This is a genomic window from Glutamicibacter sp. X7 (assembly GCF_054889245.1).
This window is the reverse complement of the sequence record NZ_CM142678.1, coordinates 2,330,407-2,346,216: the sequence shown is the minus strand read 5'-3', so window position 1 is coordinate 2,346,216 and position 15,810 is coordinate 2,330,407. Positions and strand designations below refer to the sequence as shown.

Sequence of the window (15,810 nt, the reverse complement as noted above, 5' to 3'; positions counted from 1 at the left end):
AAGTGGCGCGGTGCGAAGTTCTGTCGCACTGCGTCACTTCTCACGTTGGAGGGCCAAATCAGGCATGGATCGTGCCGCGCTCGATACGATACACATAACGAAGGTGACATCCACCATGGGCACAGCCCATCTTTTTCTTGAAAGGTGAGAATGAGCGAGGACAATAGCAACGCGCTAAAAATCGTGGTTCTGGTCAAGCACGTTCCCGATGTGCAGTTCGATCGGCATATCGAAGCGCAGACCCTGCGTATTGAGCGCGGCGAATCCACTCTGTCGGAACTCGACGAGTACGCCATCGAGGCGGCCTTGGCGATCATTGAAGCCCACGGTGGAGCGGCTGCCGGACACGAAGTTATCGCCGCAACCATGGGCGGATCGAATGCTTCGGGCGCGGTGAAGAAGGCACTGCAAATGGGGGCGACCTCCGGGGTGCACCTGAATGATGAGGCGTTGGCGGGCTCCGATGTGCTGGCTACTTCGAAAGCACTTGCGGCGCTCATCGAGAAGATTGGCGACGTCGACCTGGTCGTGACGGGAATGTCGTCCACCGACGCCGAGACTTCCGTGGTGCCAGCACAGTTGGCCGAACGCCTCGGCTGGGCCCAGCTGACCCAGGCGTCGTCGGTTGAATTCGACCAGGCGACCAATGCCCTGGTGATCAGCCGCGACTCGGCTACGCAGCGATTGCGGTTGTCGGCCTCATTGCCGGCCGTGTTGTCGGTGACCGACCAGGCAAACGAGCCGCGCTATCCGAACTTCAAGGGCATTATGGCGGCTAAGAAGAAGTCCACCACCGAGTTGTCCGTTGCTGACCTCGCCTTGGATGCTGCCGCCGTGGGTCCTGAAGGCTCGCGCAGCACCGTGGTGCAGGCCGAAGCCCACCCGGCGCGTGAAGCCGGAACCGTGATCACCGATTCCGGCGAGGCCGGGATCGCACTCGTTGATTTCTTGGCCGCTCAGAAACTGATCTAGGGGAACATTCGCACATGACTACTGCATTGGTCTTTCTCACCGAAACCGCAGAAAACCTAGGCAAGGCCCAACGAGAGCTACTGAGCTTGAGCGCCCGCTTTGAGCAGACCCTGGTGGCCGTGCCCGGTGACGCTTCCGAGTCGCTCCGTGCCGAATTGGGACGCTACGGGGTTGCGACGGTCTACACCGCCGCCGTGGATCCCGAAATTTTTGCGCAACCCCTGGTGGAGCTGCTTGACGCGGCCATCGCCGCCGGGCAGCCCGAGCTGGTGCTCACCGGCAATGATCCGCTCTCGCGCGAAGTCGCGGCTCGTGTAGCGGTGCGCCGCGAGGCAGGCATCGTCACCGACGCAACGGACGTGAGCGCCGACTTGCTGATCAGTAAGGACGAACTGGCCGGCAGCTATGGTGCTCAGGTCAAGGTCGCTAGCCAGCCGGCTCTGGTGGCACTGAAGCCCAATAGCGTTGACGACGCGCCGTCCGAGGCTGCCTCCACGCCAGAGGTTGTCGGCCTGCCGTTGGCCGAGGTGGACGCGCCGCAGGTGCGCGTGCTTGGAGCGGAACCCAAGCCGGTCTCGACTCGCCCGGCGTTGAACGAAGCTCGCGTCGTTGTGGCCGGTGGCCGCGGCGTTAACGGTGACTTCTCGCCCGTGGAGGACCTCGCGGATGCCTTGGGTGCTGCCGTGGGCGCCTCGCGCGCTGCGACGGATGCCGGATGGATTTCGCACGACGCCCAGGTGGGCCAAACCGGTGTGACCGTGTCTCCGCAGCTGTACATCTCCGCCGGTATTTCCGGTGCCATCCAGCAGAAGGCTGGCATGCAGACCAGCAAGGTGATCGTTGCGGTCAACAAGGACGCCGACGCGCCGGTCTTCGAGATTGCTGATCTTGGAATCGTGGGCGACTTGGCCAAGGTCTTGCCGCAGGCTGCCGAAGAAATCCGGCGCCGTCAGGCATGATCGACACCCAACCATTCGTTGACGGTTCGATACGACGGGTCTTGGCTTTTGGCGCGCATCCAGATGATCTGGACTTTGGCGCGGCCGGTACCATCGCGAAACTGACAAGCGCCGGGGCCGAGGTGCAGTACTGCATCATGACCGACGGCGACGCCGGTGGGTTCGATGCGCGCACGCCCGAGGAAATCACGGCGTTGCGCCACGCTGAACAGCGTCAGGCGGCGCAGGCGGTGGGCGTGAGCCACGTGCATTTCATGGGGGAGCGCGATGGATTCCTGGCTCCCACCTATGAGGTGATCGGCAAGGTTGTGCGTCTGATCCGTCAGGTTCGCCCGGATATTGTCATGGCGATGCATCCGGAACGGAACTGGGATCGGATTCAGCGTTCGCATCCGGACCACTTGGCCTGTGGCGAGGCGGTCACCCGGGCGATTTACCCGGCAGTGGAGAACCCTTTCTCCTACCCCGAACTGCTCAGCGAGGAGTCCCTCGCAGCCTATAAGGTGCCGTGGTTGTGGCTCTATGGTGCTCCGGCGGAACGTGAGAATGCCTTTGTCGACATGACCGAGCATTTCGAGTCGAAAATGACGGCACTGCGGGCGCACTTCACCCAGCACCCCGACGTGGCAGCCATGGAACGTTTCGTCGAGCAGCAGTGTCGCCAGAACGCGCGGCGTGGGAGTCTGAACGGAGACTATGCCGAGGCATTCCACGCGGTAGCGGTCAACGCGGACGACACCATTGCTGGTTTCTAGCCGGCAGCAGAGCTAAAAGAAGGAGGGAACGAACCGGCTGGTTCGTTCCCTCCTTCTTTGTCGACGTGACGCCGTCGGACTATTCGTTGGCGCCCTGTTCAGCCGGTGCCGGGCTCTCTTCTTGCGACTCTTGCTGCGCCGGATCCAGCGGGAGGTTCACCGAGGCCTCGAGGCTATCGCCCGAAGGAGCCGAGGGGATGTTGCCGGTCTCGCGGGTGACGTTGACCGCGATAAGCGACTTCAGCGGGGAGTAGCTTCCGCTGCTCTCGGACTGCTGGCTCGATAGGATCGCGTTCACCGCGCCGTCCTCGGTAATCGCCCACACCACATAAGTTTCGGACTCATCGAGCTCGGGCAAGCCCTGCAGCTGGACGGCCAGGGCGTCCTTCTTCTCCGAGGTCGATACGCTCACGGCACCGCCATTGGCAAGGTTTTCGCTCACGGTGACGGCGTCCTTAGCGTCGGCCACCGAGTTGGGGTTGGGCCCCTTGTTTAAGAGGGAGTATCCAACTAGTGCAACCACGACGACCAAGATTGCGACGACAACGCCGATCACAAGACGCTTGGCCTTGCGTGGCTTGGCGGCCCGTGAGGTTTGGGCGACCTCGTCAACAAGGTCCAGACCCAGATCGTCGTCCGGAGTCTCATCGCGGTGCTGGTTGTAGCTACCGTTCATGTTCTTGGTTTCTCCCGAGGGTTAAGGTGAGTCAGGCTCTCTCCGACGCCAACGCAGGGTCGGATTACTGTAGAGCCTACTTTATAAAGATTGGGTAAAGCTGTGTCGCAGGTGCCGATCAGATGGGCGCGCCTTCGAAGCCATGCTGTCGCCAAGCTTCAAAATTCACGATTGAGGCGCAGTTGGCCAGGTTCAGTGAACGGCGTGCCGGTAACATCGGTAGCTTCACCAGCTCGGTAATGCGCGGATGCAGCTTTTCCTCGGCGGTGAGCCCCTCCGATTCCTTACCGAAGAGCAGGATATCGCTGGGCTCGTAGCTGATGTCGGTGTACAACGTGGAGCCCTCCGAAGTGTAGGCAAACACACGTCCCTCGCCGAGGGCTTCCAAAGCCGCATCGAGGTTCTCATGGATCGTCACGTTCGCCAGATCGTGGTAGTCGAGGCCTGCACGGCGAAGCTTCGAATCCTCGAAGTCGAAGCCCAGGGGTTTGGCCAAATGCAGTTCGGCGCCGGTTATGGCCGCCAGACGGATGGCGTTGCCGGTATTGCCTGGGATCTCGGGAGCATTAAACAGAATTCGAAACACGTTGACAGTTTATTACTTCGAACGCCGCCTACGGGTCAGTACATGCCGCCGAGCAGGCGAGCCAGGCTCGAGCGATCCACCACATTTGGCATCGGACCCGAGCCGAGGAATAGCTTCAGCTCCCGCACCAGCGATGCGGCATTTACGACGCTCGTCGCGGCCACGGCGGGTTCGGCGTTGCGGGCATACTCGATGACCGGCTCGTGGACATTCCGGTTCGAGGAGAGCACCACGGTGAAGGAAGCCACGTTCATTTCCATGAACGCGTGCTGTAAGCCCGTTGCGTCAATTTTCGGCGGTTGGGTCATCTTGGTGCCGTGACGCAATATCTGGCCGTCGAAGTGATAATAGCCTTCGGGCACCGTCATCGAGTTAATGACCGCCATCCGGTACCCGGCCACGACCACGTGATCGTAGAACTCCCGCCCTGGGGCATGGAGCCCGTTGACCAGGCGGGCGGCCGGCAAGACGGAGAGCACGTTATTGCTGATGATCTTGGCGACGGCCGCCTCGCGCTCCAGCCGTGCGCGTGAGGTGAAGAGCCCGCGTTTACGCGGTACCCCGTGGACCCGCTGTTTAGATGCCTCCACCGACAGTTCGCTAAAGGGCTCGCCGAGCGGGGGCACAAAGTCGATGGGCAGGCTGGCCTTGGGTTGGGCTGGGTTGCCGCGCAACCGGTCGTCGTAGGACTCGGTGGGCTGATGGCCCGGATAGCGTTGCGAGGCCCCGTAGGACCGATCAAAGCTTTCGCGGGCATGTTCATCCGAGAGCACCTGATAGGCGTGCTGCACCAACTTGAACTGTTCCGCACTGCCACCGAGGTCGGGATGCGCCGAGCGCGCGGCCTTACGGTAGGCGACCTTGATTTCGGCGAGCGTTGCCGTGCGCGAGACGCCGAGGATCTCGTAGGGACTTGGCGTGCTCATGGAGTGCAGAGTTCCTCTCGGGCGATTGAGCCTAGGCGCCGGAGGCACGAAGATGTGCGCGGCACGCAAGCCGGGGCAGTGTCACCAGTTTACGGGCACTGGCTCCCGAGACGGTGGCGGTGTTCTCGCTCAGCGCACCTCACGTCGGCGGTAGTCAGCCACGAGCATTGAATCCTCTTCGAAGAGTGCGTTCAATTGCATCTCGTGAACTGCCTCGCGCGGATCATTGGCGATGCGTGCCCCGTCGCCGGCAACTATCCGGGGAGAGAAACTGAGGCAGAGCGAATCGACTTGATTTGCCGCCGAAAATTGCCCGAAAATGCGCGGCCCGCCCTCGGCATGAATAAACCCCAAGCCGCGATCCGCTAGCTGCTGGACGATGGCCTCGGGATCGCAACCGCCACCGGATTCCGGCACCCGGCAAATCTGCACATGTTCCGGGTAGGCCGCCCGCTGGGCCGCGTCGGGTGCGGCGGTGGTAAAGAGCAGCACCTCGGCCGGACTTTCCCGTAGCACCTCGGCATCCGGCTCGATCGACAGGGAACGCGAGACGATCGCCAAGACCGGGTGGGCACTTCGCCCGTGGTCCCGGCGCCACTGCTGATCCTCCTCCGAGACCAGCGGGCCACTGTATCCTTCGGCATGTACGGTGCCGGCACCGACCAGAATCACGTCGGCTAGGCGGCGCTGTAACGCGAAGGCCCGACGATCGGCGGCGCTACCCAAGGCTGCCGAGCGCCCCTCGAGCTGCGCGCTGCCATCGAGGCTGGAAACGAAATTAAAGCGTACGAAGGGTCGCGCCGCGGCGGCGTAAGCCTGCAATATTTGGTCGTCGGTCGGGTCGTCGATGGGCGTTGGTAGCAGCTGACGCACGGTCGTACTCCTTACTGAATGGCGTGTCGTTCGGGATGAGCCGGGGGATTGACGTCGGACATATTGTGAACCTGATAGACCGGTTCCCGCCAGCCCATGGAGGCTTCGATCAGGCGCACGGTCTGCACCGATTCGGGGACGTTATGCATCCGAATAATCCGGGCCCCGCCGGTGATGCACAGGGTGGCGGCCACCATGGAGCCCACCAGACGTTGCTCCTTGGGCAGGTCCAGGGTTTCGCCGATGAAGTCCTTATTCGACACGGCCGCCAGCGCGGGATAGCCAAGCTCGGCGATGGCCTCGAACCGGCCGGTGATCTCCAAGGTGTGTTTGGTGTTCTTGTTCAGATCGTGCCCCGGGTCGACGATGATCTTGTCGGGACCGATGCCGGCGTGCAACGCGGTGTCCGCCCGGGCGGCGAGGAAATCACGCACCTCGCCGATCACGTCCGTGTACTGGGGCCGCGGATAAATGGTGCGCGGGCTGGCCAGCGAATGGGTCAGGACCAGATGCACCTTGTGCTCGGCGACCACCTCGGCCAGCTCCGGGTAGGCCAGACCGGTGGTGTCGTTGATGACGTCGGCTCCGGCCTTGATCGCAGCTTCGGCGACCTTCGGGTGGAAGGTATCCGCCGAGATAATCACGTCGCTACGTTCTCGTACGGCCGCGATCACCGGGACGATGCGTTCGGCTTCCTCCTGCCATGGCAGTTCTGGGCCTGGGGAGAAAGGCACACCCCCGATGTCCACCCAGTCGGCGCCGGCCGCGACAGCCCGCATGGCGGCTTGCACCGCAGGTTCTAGCCCAAAGGTGGAGCCGGCGTCGTAAAAGGAGTCTGGTGTGCGGTTGACCACTGCCATCACGGCGATTCGGCGCGAGAAATCGATGCTTCGATGCCCAAAATGGTGTTCGTTGACCTTCAGCTGGGGCAGGTACACGCAGCGTACTCCTCGATTAGTTGATCGGCCTGCCCACTACGGACCGCCTGATTCATTCATATCACCCGGCCGACGCTCAGGGCGTGTCTGCCAGTCACACTCGTTAGGCTTAACCGCATGGAATTCACACATGTAGCGGCACAACACGGCCAATGGATCGCCACCGCCTGCCAGCGGGCGCAACCGGCGACTGTGGCCGCTCAGGTACCGGCAGGCTATGAACGATACGTGCGCATTTTGCACCCGGCACTCGACGAGGAGGGCCGCAGCCACCGTTGGGCTGAGGTCGCACGGGCGACGGGGGAAACATTGCAAGCCACGAGCCTATTTGAGGACGTAGCGCGACTCGACGAACGAGGGCTTCCGCTCGATGAGAATTCCTGGGTAGACAGCGACCTGCCGGGGGAAGAGCTTGCCACGGAGCAGTGGCAGGCGCTCTCCGCCCACCTCGGTGCGGCCACCGCGCAGGAGCGACTGATCCTTGGGTTATGGGCCGGATACGCCTTTATCGAAGGCGGGGAACGGATCGACATCGAATCCGCGGCCGAGAGCGGAGCGGACGCAGAGGATCATGCGGCGGCGCTCGCCGAGGCCCGTCGTCCGGGCTTTTCCGACGAGGTGCTCCGAGCCCCACGCCTGGAACTTCCCGGCGGATACCGAAACTATCTGCTTTTTGACGCCGATCATGAGTTCCTAGCGGCTCCACAGTGGGCCACCACCGCGGCAGGGGCGCAGAAGCAACACCCCTCGCTCGTGTTTCCGACCGATCGCTCCTGGTTGCTGAGCACCGAACCCTACGATGACTCGACCATCGTGGGAGGCAGCGCCGCGTTGATCGAGGCGCTCTGCGCAGATGACCGGCTCGAGACCCTAGAGGTCGGCGAACTCACACGCATTGGCCATTCAGCCTAAGCGCGGCCAGCTCGTACCATGGAATAGATGAATAATTCAGCGGTCTATCTCGACCATGCCGCGACCACCACGCTGAACCCCGTGGCTCAGGCCGCCATGCTCGAGGAATATGCGCACACCGGCAACCCGTCGTCGTTGCACGGTGCAGGTCGTCGCGCCCACCGCGTCGTGGATGAAGCCCGGACGGCCATCGCGCAAACGCTCTCGGCCCACCCTTCCGAGGTCATCTTCACCTCCGGAGGCACCGAATCCGATAACTTGGCGCTCAAGGGCTTGTACTGGTCTCGGCGAGATGCCGACCCGGCCCGCCGAAAGATCCTGATTTCCGGCATCGAACACCATGCAATTCTCGATACCGCCGAGTGGCTCGAGAGTCACGAGGGCGCCGAATTAGTGTGGATGCCGGTGGACCGGGAAGGTCGACTGGATGTATCTGCCGCAGCCCAGCTACTCGAGCAGCATGCCGACGAGCTGGCCTTGGCCACCCTCATGTGGGCTAATAACGAAGTCGGCACGATTCAACCGGTCGCCGAATTCGCGGCATTGGCCGCGGCGCACGGAGTACCCGTGCACACCGATGCGGTGCAGGCCTACGGAGCCATCCCGGTGGATTTCGCCGCCAGTGGCGCCGCAACCTTGGCGGTCAGCGCCCACAAGATCGGGGGACCGGTCGGTATTGGCGCTTTGCTCGTGCGGCGCGATGTCACGCTCACGCCGGTTCAGCATGGTGGGGGACACGAACGCAAAATGCGTTCGGGCACCATGAACGCCGTGGCTGCAGCCGGCTTTGCGGCGGCGGCACACGATGCCTGGCAAGGACTCGAGGAATATTCCCGGACACTGGTGACGTTGCGAGATATGGCGGTCGAACGCATCACCGAGCAGATCCCCGAGGCGACGCTCAATGGCCCGGCCGACACCGGTGGGTGCACCCAGCGGTTGCCGGGGAATTTGCATTTTAGTTTCCCCGGGTGCGAGGGTGACTCCTTGCTCTTCGTGCTGGACATGCTCGGAATTGCCTCGTCGACCGGTTCTGCGTGCACCGCCGGCGTGCCACAGCCCTCGCACGTCCTGTTGGCCATGGGGCGAGATGCCCGCCAAGCACGAAGCGTGCAGCGCTTCACGCTCGGGCATTCGACGAGCGCCGCAGATATTGAGGCGTTGGTCAAAGCCCTGCCAGAGGCTTACCAGCGCGCGAAAAAGGCCGGCATGGCCGCAGACCAAAGCAGCATACACACAGCAGGAACAGGATTTAACCGATGAAGGTACTAGCGGCAATGTCCGGCGGAGTCGACTCGGCGGTAGCCGCGGCGCGCGCCGTGGAAGCCGGCCACGACGTGGTCGGAGTCCATCTCGCGCTCTCGCGGATGCCCGGTACCTTGCGTACCGGCAGCCGTGGTTGTTGCACGATTGAGGACTCCAATGACGCCTGGCGCGCCTGCGACAAACTGGGGATCCCGTTCTACGTGTGGGATTTCTCGGACCGTTTCAAGGAAGACGTCGTCGACGACTTCATCAGCGAGTATGCCGCGGGGCGTACCCCTAACCCTTGCATGCGCTGCAATGAGAAGATCAAGTTCGCCGCGTTGCTCGAAAAGGCCCTTGCCCTCGGATTCGATGCGGTTTGCACCGGGCACTACGCCAAGGTGATCCGAGACGCGGACGGGAATCCGGAGCTACACCGTGCCGCCGATTGGGCCAAGGACCAGTCCTATGTGCTGGGCGTGCTGACGCACCAGCAGCTTGAACACTGCATGTTCCCGCTGGCCGAAACCCCCTCGAAGGCCGAGGTGCGCGCCGAGGCCGAGGCCCGCGGTTTGACCGTGGCTAACAAGCCGGATAGCCACGACATCTGCTTTATCCCCGACGGAGACACCCGCGGCTGGTTGGCCGAGCGTATCGACATGACTCCGGGGCAGATCCTTGATCATGAGGGTAACGAACTCGGTGAACATTCCGGGGCCCACGCGTTCACCGTGGGCCAGCGCCGCGGGCTGAAGCTGGGACGTCCGGCGGCCGATGGCAAGCCTCGCTTCGTGCTGGAAATTCGTCCGAAGGACAACAAGGTCATTGTTGGTCCCGAGGACCTGCTGACCGTCGACGAACTACGTGGCATCCGCATCTCCTGGGCCGGCCTGCCCATCGACGAAGTTGAATCCGGCGCCGAGTTCGAGTGCATGGTACAGGTGCGTGCCCATGGTGACCCGGTGAACGCCCGCGCTCATCTCGAAGCGGTGCCGGGCGAACCCAGCACCCTGGTGGCTCGGCTTCCCGAAGGCATGCGTGGTGTCGCCCCGGGTCAGACCATGGTGATCTATCAGGGCACGCGCGTGCTCGGCCAGGCGACTATCGATTCGGCTCGTTCAACTGCTTGGGACCCGGCCAAGGTTGGCTAAGCTGCGCTGGTAGCCATTTTGAGGACGGCTCACCGCTCCGCTTTGGAGTGGTGAGCCGTCTTTTTCGTGCCACGAGTCCGCCCTTAGTTCTCCGGGGCAAGGCGCGAGAATCCACGGACCAGAGCAAATTCGCGCAGCTGTTGGTTCGTTCAACACCCACTTCGAATATGTGAAAGATGTATCGTATAGTTTAGTTCGGCATGATCCGCATCACACACCGCGGTCATCCAGATCACTAGACAAAGGATTCACATGTCTGCACGTTACTCGCGCCTCTCCCGCGCCGCCGTGGTGCTGGCCGCCAGCGCCCTAGCGCTTTCCGCCTGCACCGGCCCTGCTGCAAGCCCCGAAGGAGAATCGGGGGAGCCAGGTGGCACCGGGGCCCCGATCACCGTCGGCACCACCGACAAGGTCACCTCACTCGATCCCGCCGGTTCCTATGACAACGGGTCATTTATGGTGATGAACCAGGTCTTCCCGTTCTTGCTGAACTCCGAGCCCGGTAGCCCGGACCCGTCAAACGATCTGGCCGAGTCCGCGGAGTTCACCTCGCCGACCGATTTCACCGTCAAGCTGAAGCCCGGCCTGAAGTGGGCCAATGGCCATGATCTGGACTCGAAGGATGTGAAGCACAGCTTCGACCGCCAGCTGAAGATCGCCGATCCAAATGGCCCTTCCTCCTTGCTGGGCAACGTCGAATCCATTGAAGCGCCGGATGCCACCACCGTCGTGTTCAAGCTCAAGGTCGCTAACGACCAGACCTTCCCGCAGGTACTGACCTCGCCGGTGGGTCCGATCGTGGACGACGAGGTCTTCCCGGCCGACAAGCTCGTCGACGATCAGGCCATCGTCGATGCCAAGGCCTTTGGCGGACAGTACGTGATCGACTCCTACAGCAAGAACTCGCTGGTCTCGTTCAAAGCCAACGAGGCCTACAACGGCGTGTTGGGGGCTCCGGCCAACAACGCCGCCGCGATCAAGTACTACGCCGATGCGAACAACCTGAAGCTGGAAATCCAGCAGGGCAAGATCGACGTTGCCTGGCGCTCCCTGACGCCGACCGACATCGAGGACCTGGAGAAGGACGATAAGCTCACCGTCCACAAGGGCCCAGGTGGCGAACTTCGCTACATCGTCTTCAACTTCGATTCGATGCCGTACGGTGCAAAGACCGACGAGGCCGACGCCGCCAAGGCCAAGGCCGTACGTCAGGCCGCCGCGCACCTGATCGACCGTCAGGCGATCGCCACCAACGTCTACAAGGACACCTACACTCCGGCCTACTCCTTCGTTCCCCAGGGATTCACCGGGGCGATCGAGCCGCTGAAGGAAATGTACGGCACCGACGGCAAGCCGGACGCCGACAAGGCGAAGAAGGTGCTCGAGGATGCCGGCGTCGAGACCCCGGTCAAACTGGCGCTGCAGTACAACCCGGACCACTACGGCCCGAACTCGGGTGATGAATACGCGGCCGTGAAGAAGCAGCTCGAGGCTGACAAGCTCTTCCAGATCGATCTGAAGTCGACCGAATGGGTGACCTACCAGAAGCAGCGCGTCACCGACTACCCGGCCTACCAGCTGGGCTGGTTCCCGGACTACTCGGATGCCGATAACTACCTGTCCCCGTTCTTCGCCAAGGAGAACTTCCTCTCCAACGGCTATGACAACCCCGAGGTAGACAAGCTCATCTCCGAGCAGCGTGGCCAGAGCGATGCCGCCGAGCGCACCGCCAGCATTGAGGAACTGCAACGCATGGTTGCCGAAGACCTCTCGACCCTGCCGCTGTTGCAGGGTTCGCAGGTTGCGATCGCCGGTAAGGACGTGCAGAACGTCGACACGACGCTGGATGCATCGTTCAAGTTCCGCCTGGGTGTCCTGAGCAAGTAATGAGCTAAACGCACGCATATCGACAAGGGGACCGGGAGGGCGATCCTAGGGATCATGCCGTTTCAGGTCCCCTTGTCATGCGCGCCGTTCCAGCACACAACGCAGTTAGCACATAACGAAGGACCAATTCATGAGCACCCCCACGGAAATCGGCGGCGTACCCGCCCCGTCGACCGCGGCCAAACCCGCCAAAACCAAAGGCGGAGGCTTCTCCCGGTACCTGATCACCAGGTTCCTCCTCATTTTTCCCACCGTCTTCATCCTCATCACGGTGGTCTTCTTCCTCATGCGGATCACCGGCGACCCGATCACCGCGGCCCTTGGCGGGCGGCTGACACCCGATCAGCTCGCCGAACGCATTCACGCCGCCGGCTACGATCGGCCGATCCTCATCCAGTACTTTGAGTACCTCGGCCAGGTGGTGCGCGGCGACCTCGGCCGGACCATGACCGATAACTTGGCGGTCACCGAGGTGCTGGCCACCTACGGTGCGGCCACCTTGGAACTGGCGATTAACTCGGTTTTTGTCGCGCTGCTTATCGGTATCCCGTTGGGTCTGGTGGCCGCCAAGTTCCGTGACCGTTACCCGGATGCCGTGTTGCGCGTCTTCGCGATCCTGGCCTATGCCACGCCGGTATTCTTCGCAGGACTCCTGCTGAAGCTGATCTTCGGTGTGTGGCTTGGCTGGTTCCCGATCTCCGGGCGCGCCGACTGGCAGACCGAACTGGCGCTGACCGGATTGCAGAACCCCAGCGGTATCTATTGGCTCGATGCGCTGCGCAGCGGCAATATGAGCGCCTTGAGCGATGTGGTGCGCCATGCTGCACTGCCGGCGATTGCCCTGGGCCTATTGACCGGTGGCGTCTTCCTTCGCTTGGTCCGCACCAATGCGATCGGCACCCTAGGACGAGAATATGTCCAGGCCGGACGCTCGCGCGGTGTCTCCGAATTCCGGCTGGTCACCAAGCACGCCTACCGCCCGGCATTGATTCCCATCATCACCGTGATGGGAATGCAGATTGCGATGCTGCTGGGTGGTGCGGTGCTGACCGAAACGACGTTCGAGTGGAAGGGGTTGGGCTTCAAGCTCGCCGAATACCTCACCGCCCGTGACTTCGTTGCCGTGCAGGGCATCGTGGTGTTGCTGGCCATCATCGTGGCCTTTACCAACTTCATCGTCGACATCCTGGCCGCGCTGATCGATCCGAGAATCAGGTACTAATCATGACCATCACAGAATTGAAACCGCGCTCCAACACCGCCTGGATCGGCAAGTTGCCGGTCGTTTCCCACCTGAAAATCTCCTCCGGTCTGCAACGTGGCATGCTCATCGCCGGGCTCATCCTCGCCGGCTTGTTCGTGCTGGTCGCACTGTTCGCACCGGTGATTGCACCCTTTGACTTCGCCCAGTCGGCCGACGCCAGCGGAGACTTCCCGCGTCAGGCCGCACCGGATGGCAAGTTCATTTGGGGGACCACGGTCTCGGGTTTTGACGTCTTCTCACGTACGATCTTCGGTGCCCGCACCGCGATCCTTGTGATTATTGCCGCCGTCATCATGTCGCTGTTCCTCGGCGTGTTCCTCGGACTGATCTCAGGGTACTTGGGTGGCTGGTTCGACCGGATTGCCGTCGTATTAGCCGACGCAATCTACGCATTCCCCTCGCTGCTGCTGGCGATCGTGATGTCCATTGTGATTTCACAAGGCCAGTCCGGGATGCTCGGAGGCATTATGGCCGCAGCCGTATCGATCACGGTCGTGTTCGTGCCACAGTATTTCCGCGTCATCCGCGCCGAAGTGATGCGCCTGAAGGCCGAGCCGTTTGTGGAATCGGCGCAGGTGATCGGTGCCAGCCCGTGGCGGATTATGGGCGTACACTTGTTCCGCAACGCGACCCGTACGTTGCCGCTGATCTTCACCTTGAACGCCACCGAAGCCCTGCTGACCCTGGCTGGATTGGGCTTCCTCGGCTTCGGCATTGAGCCAACCAGCGCCTCCGAGTGGGGCTTTGACTTGAACCGGGCCATGGCCGATGCCACCAGTGGCATTTGGTGGACCGGGCTCTTCCCGGGTCTGGCCATTGTGCTGACCGTGCTGGGATTGACCCTCGTCGGCGAGTCGATGAATGACCTGAACGACCCACGGTTGCGACGTTTCAGCCGCCGCCGGGCCAAGCGCATTTCTCAGGCAGGAGCAAGTAAATGAACGCTGTGAACGCACCCGAAATGACCAAGCCTGCGGCGGTGCTATCCGTTGAAGACCTCAACATCGATTTCGTCACCGATTCGGGGGCCGTGCCGGCGGTGCGCGGTGTTGATTTCAGCGTGGCACCGGGCGAAATCCTGGCGATCGTCGGCGAGTCCGGCTCGGGTAAGTCGGTCACCGCGCGTACCGCCCTTGGCATGCTGGCCGAGAACGGTGCCGCCCAGGGAGCCGTATATCTCAAGGGCCAGGACATGTTGCACCTCGACGCGGCCGAGTTGCGCGCCGCGCGCGGGCGTGACGTGTCGATGGTGTTCCAGGAACCATCGACCGCGCTCAACCCGGTTTTCACGGTGGGTTGGCAGATCATGGAAGGCATCCGCGCCCACGGCAAGGTATCGAAGAAAGAAGCCCGCGCCCAGGCCATTGAGGCCATGCGCCAGGTCGGGATCCCCGACCCCGAATCGCGCGTGGACTACTACCCGCACCAGTTCTCCGGCGGGCAAAAACAGCGCGTAGTGATCGCCGCCGCGCTGGCATTGAAGCCGGCGTTGATTGTCGCCGACGAGCCGACCACGGCACTGGATGTGACCGTGCAGGCCGAAATCCTGCAGTTGTTGCGCACGCTGCGTGAGGAATTGGGCACCGCGATCGTGATCATCACACACAATATGGGTGTGGTGGCCGATATCGCCGACCGTGTGATTGTCATGAACCAGGGAAGAATCGTCGAACAGGCCCCGGCCGAGCAATTGTTTGGGCAGCCGCGCGACGACTACACCCGCTCGCTCTTAGCGGCGGTCCCACATTTGGGACGCAATAGCGCCTCGGAAGGCCTCAGCGAGCGTCCGCATGCGCAGGGCGAAGTTGTGGTCGAGGCCCGCGACCTGCGCATTCACTTCCCGGGCCGGCTGGGGGCTCCCGGATTCACCGCGGTGGACGGGGTGAGCCTAAAGATCCATGCGGGCGAGGTGTACGGCCTGGTGGGGGAGTCCGGTTCCGGCAAGACCACCATTGGGCGCACCATTGCCGGGCTGAACCACATGACCGGCGGGTCGCTTAATGTGCTGGGCTATGAGATGGCCCAATTCAAGGAACGAAGCTTCAAGCCGCTGCGTCGTCAGATCGGATTCGTTTTCCAGGATCCGGCCGCGAGCTTCAACCCACACCTGACCGTCGGTGAATGTGTGGCCGAGCCGCTACGTGTGCATACCTCGTTGAATGAGCGGGAAATGCGCGCCAAGGTTGCTTCGCTTCTCGAGGCGGTTCAGCTTCCGGCCGGTTTCGCGCAACGCTACCCCCATGAATTATCGGGCGGGCAACGCCAGCGCGCCTCGCTGGGGCGTGCCTTGGCGCTGGATCCGAAATTGCTGATCGCCGACGAACCAACCAGCGCGCTGGATGTTTCGGTGCAGGCCAAGGTCCTTGAACTCTTCAAGGACCTACAGGATGAACTGGGCTTTGCGGCGCTGTTCATTTCGCACGACCTGGCCGTCGTGGACTTGCTGTCTACCTGGGTGGGTGTGCTCTACCGCGGCTCGCTACTCGAGGAGGGGCTCGGCTCGCAGGTGCTGAGCAATCCGCGCCACGCCTACACCCGCCGCCTGATCGCGTCCTTGCCGGTGCCGGATCCGGCCGAGCAGGCCCAGCGTCGGGCGCTGATTCAGTCGCTGAACCAGCAGGACTGAATAATCGCAAGCGGGTGGCGCTCATGGAGCGTCACCCGCT

At 62.5% G+C, this 15,810-nt stretch carries 15 protein-coding genes; 10 read left to right on the top strand and 5 right to left on the bottom strand.

Annotation, left to right across the window (positions count from 1 at the left end; all coding sequences use genetic code 11):
• Positions 1-150 precede the first annotated feature (150 nt).
• The 3 genes from ACYU0X_RS11190 to ACYU0X_RS11180 are packed head-to-tail and all read left to right on the top strand — an operon-like array spanning position 151 to position 2,686.
• Positions 151-972: an electron transfer flavoprotein subunit beta/FixA family protein gene (locus ACYU0X_RS11190; protein WP_461900728.1), complete on the top strand. Its 822-nt coding sequence runs from the start codon at positions 151-153 to the stop codon at positions 970-972.
• Positions 973-986: 14 nt separating this feature from the next.
• Entirely contained in the window at positions 987-1,931 is a 945-nt protein-coding gene (locus ACYU0X_RS11185) for an electron transfer flavoprotein subunit alpha/FixB family protein (RefSeq protein WP_461900727.1), read from the top strand.
• Positions 1,928-2,686 carry a PIG-L deacetylase family protein gene (locus ACYU0X_RS11180; protein WP_461900725.1) on the top strand — a complete coding sequence of 253 codons (759 nt, stop codon included), beginning with the start codon at positions 1,928-1,930 and terminating at the stop codon, positions 2,684-2,686. The genes ACYU0X_RS11185 and ACYU0X_RS11180 overlap by 4 nt, the downstream gene beginning before the upstream one ends.
• A gap of 79 nt (positions 2,687-2,765) precedes the next feature.
• Here ACYU0X_RS11180 and ACYU0X_RS11175 read toward each other — a convergent pair whose 3' ends face one another.
• The 5 genes from ACYU0X_RS11175 to folP form a co-directional block, all read right to left on the bottom strand.
• The gene (locus ACYU0X_RS11175; protein ID WP_461900723.1) at positions 2,766-3,362 is read right to left on the bottom strand and encodes an anti-sigma factor domain-containing protein; all 597 of its coding nucleotides are present in this window, start codon (positions 3,360-3,362) and stop codon (positions 2,766-2,768) included.
• Positions 3,363-3,480: 118 nt separating this feature from the next.
• Complete coding sequence (locus ACYU0X_RS11170; RefSeq protein WP_309406482.1) at positions 3,481-3,948, bottom strand: tRNA (cytidine(34)-2'-O)-methyltransferase; 468 nt, start codon at positions 3,946-3,948, stop codon at positions 3,481-3,483.
• 35 nt (positions 3,949-3,983) lie between these two features.
• Positions 3,984-4,874 carry a J domain-containing protein gene (locus ACYU0X_RS11165; RefSeq protein WP_461900721.1) on the bottom strand — a complete coding sequence of 297 codons (891 nt, stop codon included), beginning with the start codon at positions 4,872-4,874 and terminating at the stop codon, positions 3,984-3,986.
• Positions 4,875-5,003: 129 nt separating this feature from the next.
• Positions 5,004-5,747, bottom strand: a complete 744-nt coding sequence (locus tag ACYU0X_RS11160; protein ID WP_461900719.1) for a dihydrofolate reductase family protein — start codon at positions 5,745-5,747, stop codon at positions 5,004-5,006.
• 11 nt (positions 5,748-5,758) lie between these two features.
• On the bottom strand, positions 5,759-6,685 hold the full coding sequence (gene folP, locus ACYU0X_RS11155; RefSeq protein WP_461900718.1) for a dihydropteroate synthase: 927 nt from the start codon (positions 6,683-6,685) through the stop codon (positions 5,759-5,761).
• A gap of 117 nt (positions 6,686-6,802) precedes the next feature.
• Here folP and ACYU0X_RS11150 point away from each other — a divergent pair, with 117 nt between their 5' ends.
• The 7 genes from ACYU0X_RS11150 (at position 6,803) to ACYU0X_RS11120 (ending at position 15,770) form a co-directional block, all read left to right on the top strand.
• Entirely contained in the window at positions 6,803-7,597 is a 795-nt protein-coding gene (locus tag ACYU0X_RS11150) for a hypothetical protein (RefSeq protein ID WP_461900717.1), read from the top strand.
• A 27-nt stretch (positions 7,598-7,624) separates the two neighbouring features.
• Positions 7,625-8,860 (top strand): cysteine desulfurase family protein, encoded by a 1,236-nt coding sequence (locus tag ACYU0X_RS11145; RefSeq protein WP_461900715.1) that lies wholly within the window; start codon positions 7,625-7,627, stop codon positions 8,858-8,860.
• Positions 8,857-9,993: a tRNA 2-thiouridine(34) synthase MnmA gene (gene mnmA / locus ACYU0X_RS11140; RefSeq protein ID WP_461900713.1), complete on the top strand. Its 1,137-nt coding sequence runs from the start codon at positions 8,857-8,859 to the stop codon at positions 9,991-9,993. Before ACYU0X_RS11145 ends, mnmA begins: the two co-directional genes overlap by 4 nt.
• Before the next feature lie 252 nt (positions 9,994-10,245).
• Positions 10,246-11,880 (top strand): ABC transporter substrate-binding protein, encoded by a 1,635-nt coding sequence (locus tag ACYU0X_RS11135; RefSeq protein ID WP_461900711.1) that lies wholly within the window; start codon positions 10,246-10,248, stop codon positions 11,878-11,880.
• 130 nt (positions 11,881-12,010) lie between these two features.
• Positions 12,011-13,102 carry an ABC transporter permease gene (locus ACYU0X_RS11130; protein ID WP_461900710.1) on the top strand — a complete coding sequence of 364 codons (1,092 nt, stop codon included), beginning with the start codon at positions 12,011-12,013 and terminating at the stop codon, positions 13,100-13,102.
• Between the two features lie 2 nt (positions 13,103-13,104).
• The gene (locus ACYU0X_RS11125) at positions 13,105-14,085 is read left to right on the top strand and encodes an ABC transporter permease (protein WP_418906974.1); all 981 of its coding nucleotides are present in this window, start codon (positions 13,105-13,107) and stop codon (positions 14,083-14,085) included.
• Positions 14,082-15,770, top strand: a complete 1,689-nt coding sequence (locus tag ACYU0X_RS11120; protein WP_418906973.1) for a dipeptide ABC transporter ATP-binding protein — start codon at positions 14,082-14,084, stop codon at positions 15,768-15,770. Before ACYU0X_RS11125 ends, ACYU0X_RS11120 begins: the two co-directional genes overlap by 4 nt.
• The last annotated feature ends 40 nt before the right edge of the window (positions 15,771-15,810 follow it).